4 protein-coding genes are annotated in these 4,019 nt (G+C 74.0%); all 4 read right to left on the bottom strand.

Annotated features, from left to right (window positions below):
* On the bottom strand, positions 1-420 hold a 420-nt coding region (locus VI078_16010), incomplete at its 3' end, for a Sua5/YciO/YrdC/YwlC family protein (GenBank protein HEY6000792.1).
* 14 nt (positions 421-434) lie between these two features.
* The gene (locus tag VI078_16015) at positions 435-725 is read right to left on the bottom strand and encodes a hypothetical protein (protein ID HEY6000793.1); all 291 of its coding nucleotides are present in this window, start codon (positions 723-725) and stop codon (positions 435-437) included.
* Entirely contained in the window at positions 726-2,168 is a 1,443-nt protein-coding gene (gene gatB, locus VI078_16020) for an Asp-tRNA(Asn)/Glu-tRNA(Gln) amidotransferase subunit GatB (GenBank protein ID HEY6000794.1), read from the bottom strand.
* Between the two features lie 468 nt (positions 2,169-2,636).
* The coding region (gatA, locus tag VI078_16025; protein ID HEY6000795.1) for an Asp-tRNA(Asn)/Glu-tRNA(Gln) amidotransferase subunit GatA at positions 2,637-4,019 on the bottom strand (1,383 nt) is incomplete at its 5' end.

Consider the following 4,019-nt stretch of genomic DNA (forward strand, 5'->3'; position numbering starts at 1 on the left):
GAGGGCCCCGCCCGCCGCCCGCAGGACCGAGCGGCAGAGCGCGGAGCCGGGCACGCGCAGCGCCACCTTCCCCGCCTCCGAACGCACCGCCGGCGGCAGGCCCGGCAGCGCGGGGAACAGCAGCGTCAGCGGCCCCGGCCACAGGCGCGACATGAGCGCGCGCCAGGGGCCGGGGACCGCGGCGGCAAAGCGCGCGACAAGCGAGGCGTCGGCGACGAGCACCGGCAGCGGCTTGGCCTCCGTGCGCCCCTTGAGGCGGTAGACGGCGGCGAGCCCCGGCGCCGAGAGCGGGTCGGCGCCCAGGCCGTAGAGCGTGTCGGTCGGGAAGAGGATCGCGCCGCCGGCGCGAACGGCCGCAGCCACGGCGCCCGCCTCGTCCGGCGTGAGGGCGTCCCGGGCGTTGCAGCGGATCTCGAGCATCGGCGGACCGTCGCTTAGGCCCGCGGCGGGCGGCGGCGCATCTGCTGCGCCATGCGCGCAATCGAGATCGGGACCCGCCCCAGGCTCAGCAGCCACAGCAGGGCCATGAGCGCGGTGAGCACCGCCCCCGCGATCAGCGCCAGCGGCAGGCCGACGCAGCCGCACCCCGGCCCCAGCGTGCAGCCCAGCGGGCGGGCGGTCGCCCCCGGCGGCGGCGGGAAACGGGTGCGTTCGGCCTCGTCGAGCGAGCCGAGGACTTCCGGCTCGACGACCTCCCCCTCGGGCCGGGAGAGCTCGGTTCCCATCTAGCCCAGGCGTTCCTTGAGCAGGCGGCGGGTCTCGTCCGGGTTCGCGCGGCCGCCGCTGGCGCGCATGACCTGCCCGACGAAGAACTCGAAGAGCTTCAGCTTGCCGCCCCGGTAACCGGCGACCTTGTCGGGGTTTTCGGCGATCACGCGGTCGGCGATCGCCGCCAGTTCGTCGCCGCCCCCGAGCTGCGCCAGCCCCTGCGCCTCGATCACGGCGGCCGCGGTCTTCCCCTCACGGAACATCGTCTCGAACGCGCCCTTGGCGAGCTTGCGCGTGATCTTCCCTGCCTCGACCGCGGACAGCAGCGCCGCCAGCTCCGCCGGCGGGACGGGGCAGTCGCGGACCTCCCGCCCCGAGTCGCGCAGCAGGCGCAGCAGCTCGCCCATGACCCAGTTGCTCAACGTCTTGGGCTGCGGGAAGGCGGCCGCGGCCGCCTCGAACCAGGCGGCGAGCGCCGGGTCCGCGGTGAGCACCCCGGCATCGTACTCCGGCAGGCCGAGCGCCTCGACGTAGCGGCGGCGCTTCGCGTCCGGCAGCTCGGGCAGCGCGGCGCGCACGCGCTCGAGCCACGCGGCGTCAATGGCGAGCGGCACCAGGTCCGGCTCGGGGAAGTAGCGGTAGTCGTGCGCCTCCTCCTTGCGCCGCATCGAGTGCGTCGTGCCGGCCTTCGGGTCGAAGAGGCGCGTCTCCTGGACGACGCCGCCGCCCTCGTCGAGGACCGCCTCCTGCCGCGCCGCCTCGTACTCGAGCGCCTGCTGCACGTAGCGGAAGGAGTTCATGTTCTTGAGCTCGACCTTGGTGCCGAGCGCCGCCTGCCCGCGCGGGCGCAGCGAGATGTTCGCGTCGCAGCGGAAGCTCCCCTGCTCCATGTTCCCGTCGCAGACGCCCAGGTGCACGAGGATGTCGCGCAGCGCCACGAGATACTCGCGCGCGTCGGCCGCGGACCGCAGCACCGGCTCGCCGACGATCTCCATCAGCGGCACGCCGGCGCGGTTGAGGTCGACAAAGCTGTGGCGCGGGTCGCCAAGGTTCTCGCCGTGGATGAGCTTGCCGGCGTCCTCCTCGAGGTGGATGCGCGTCAGCGCGAAGCTGCGCGCCGACGCCCCCGAGCCCACCGGGACCGCGCCGCCGCTGCAGACCGGCAGCTCGTACTGGGAAATCTGGTAGCCCTTGGGCAGGTCGGGATAGAAGTAGTTCTTGCGCGCGAAGCGGCTGGCCGGGGCGATCGCGCACCCGAGCGCGAGGCCGGTGCGGACGATGAACTCGACGGCCGCGCGGTTGAGCACGGGGAGCACGCCGGGCAGCCCGAGGCAGACCGGGCAGACCTGGGTGTTGGCCGGGGCGCCGAAGTCGGTGGGGCAGGCGCAGAAGATCTTGGTGCGCGTCAGCAGCTGCGCGTGCACCTCGAGGCCGATGACGATCTCGTAGCGGTCGGTCATCGTCTTGGTCCGGTGCGGCCTTCGGGGTCCTGTCGCTGCGTACCCCCGTCGGTGCTCGCTCGGAGCTGCGCGCCGCCGGGGGTCCCCCACTCCGCGCCACCCCTCCGGCCAGCCCATGCCGGTGAAGGAGTATTCCCGCTAAGGAATGGATCGTCGTCCCTGTGCGGTTCGCGGCTCGCTCCTGACAATGGGGGGGCGACGAGGCGGCCGGCGCATGATGACCGTTCACAGGCGCCCCCGGGCCGTGGCCCTGAAGACGAGGCCCGCATGGTCCGCAACGGAAAGGGCGCCGTTCCCGGAAGGTTCACGGCTCGCTCCTGACGATTGGGGGGCGACGAATGGGGGGGCCCCAGCTGCGGGGGGTGACAGCGGCGAAGCCGCGCCAGAGGGGGCGGGGCCCCCCATGGAAGCGCCCGCCGGAAGGCATCGGCGGTCGGTGAGCACTCTCGGGCGCTGATGGGTCCCATATCAGCGGTCGTATCGGGTGAGGGGCGGGTTGCGAAGGTGCCAGTCGGTCGCCAGTTGGTAGGCGTGGCCGGCGCAGAGGAGCGCCTCTTCGCCGAAGGCCGGGCCGATCAGCTGGAGGCCGACGGGGAGCCCCGCCCCCGTGAACCCGCAGGGCACCGAGAGCGCCGGCACGCCGGCGAGGTTCACCGAGATCGTGAAGATGTCCGAGAGGTACATCTGCAGCGGGTCATCGCTCTTCTCGCCGATCCGGAAGGCCGCGGTCGGCGCGGTCGGCCCGGCGAGCAGGTCCACCTCGCGGAAGGCCGCCGTGAAGTCGTTGAGGATCAGCGTGCGCACCTGCTGGGCCTTGCGGTAGTAGGCGTCGTAGTAGCCGGAGGAGAGCGCGTAGGTGCCGAGCATGATCCGCCGGCGCACCTCCGGGCCGAAGCCCTCGGCGCGCGTGCGGCGGTACTGCTCGAGCAGATCGCGTGCGTCGGCGGCGCGATGGCCGTACTTGACGCCGTCGTAGCGCGCGAGGTTCGAGGAGGCCTCCGCCGTCGCGAGGATGTAGTAGACCGCGACCGAGTGCTTGCCGTGGGGGAGCGAGACCTCGCGCACCCGCGCCCCGAGCCCCTCGAGCACGCGCACCGCCTCGCGCACCGCCCGCTCGACCTCGACGTCGAGCCCCGCGGTGAAGAACTCGCGCACGAGGCCGACGGTCAGGCCGTCGAGGCGGCCGTCGCCCAGACGCGACGCGTACGGCGGCACCGCCCCGGGCACGGAAGTCGAGTCGCGCGGGTCGCGGCCGGCGATCGCCTCGAGGAGGATCGCGCAGTCCTCGACCGTGCGCGCCATCGGCCCGATCTGGTCGAGCGAGGAGGCGAAGGCCACGAGCCCGTAGCGCGAGACGCGCCCGTACGTCGGCTTGAGGCCGGCGATGCCGCAGCAGGCGGCCGGCTGGCGGATCGAGCCGCCGGTGTCCGAGCCGAGCGCGGCGAGGCACTCGCGCGCGGCGACCGCCGCCGCCGACCCGCCCGAAGAGCCGCCCGGGATCGTCGCCGGGTCCCAGGGGTTGCGCGTCGCGCCGAAGGCCGAGTTCTCGGTCGAGGAACCCATCGCGAACTCATCGAGGTTCGTCTTGCCGAGGAAGACCGCGCCGGCGCCCCGCAGCCGCTCCACGACGGTGGCATCGTAGGGCGGCCGGAACCCCGCGAGGATCCGCGAGGCGCAGGTCGTCGGGACGCCGCGGGTGCACAGGTTGTCCTTGAGCGCGATCGGGGCGCCCCAGAGAGCCGGCCGGTTCGCCGGGTCCGGCGCCTCGCGGTCGGCGCGCCGCGCGGCCTCGAGGGCCCCCTCGGCGTCGACGCGCAGGTAGGCGTGCACCGCCGGCTCGAGGCGGGCGAT

Source organism: bacterium, from assembly GCA_036524115.1.
Taxonomy (GTDB): domain Bacteria; phylum JAUVQV01; class JAUVQV01; order JAUVQV01; family DATDCY01; genus DATDCY01.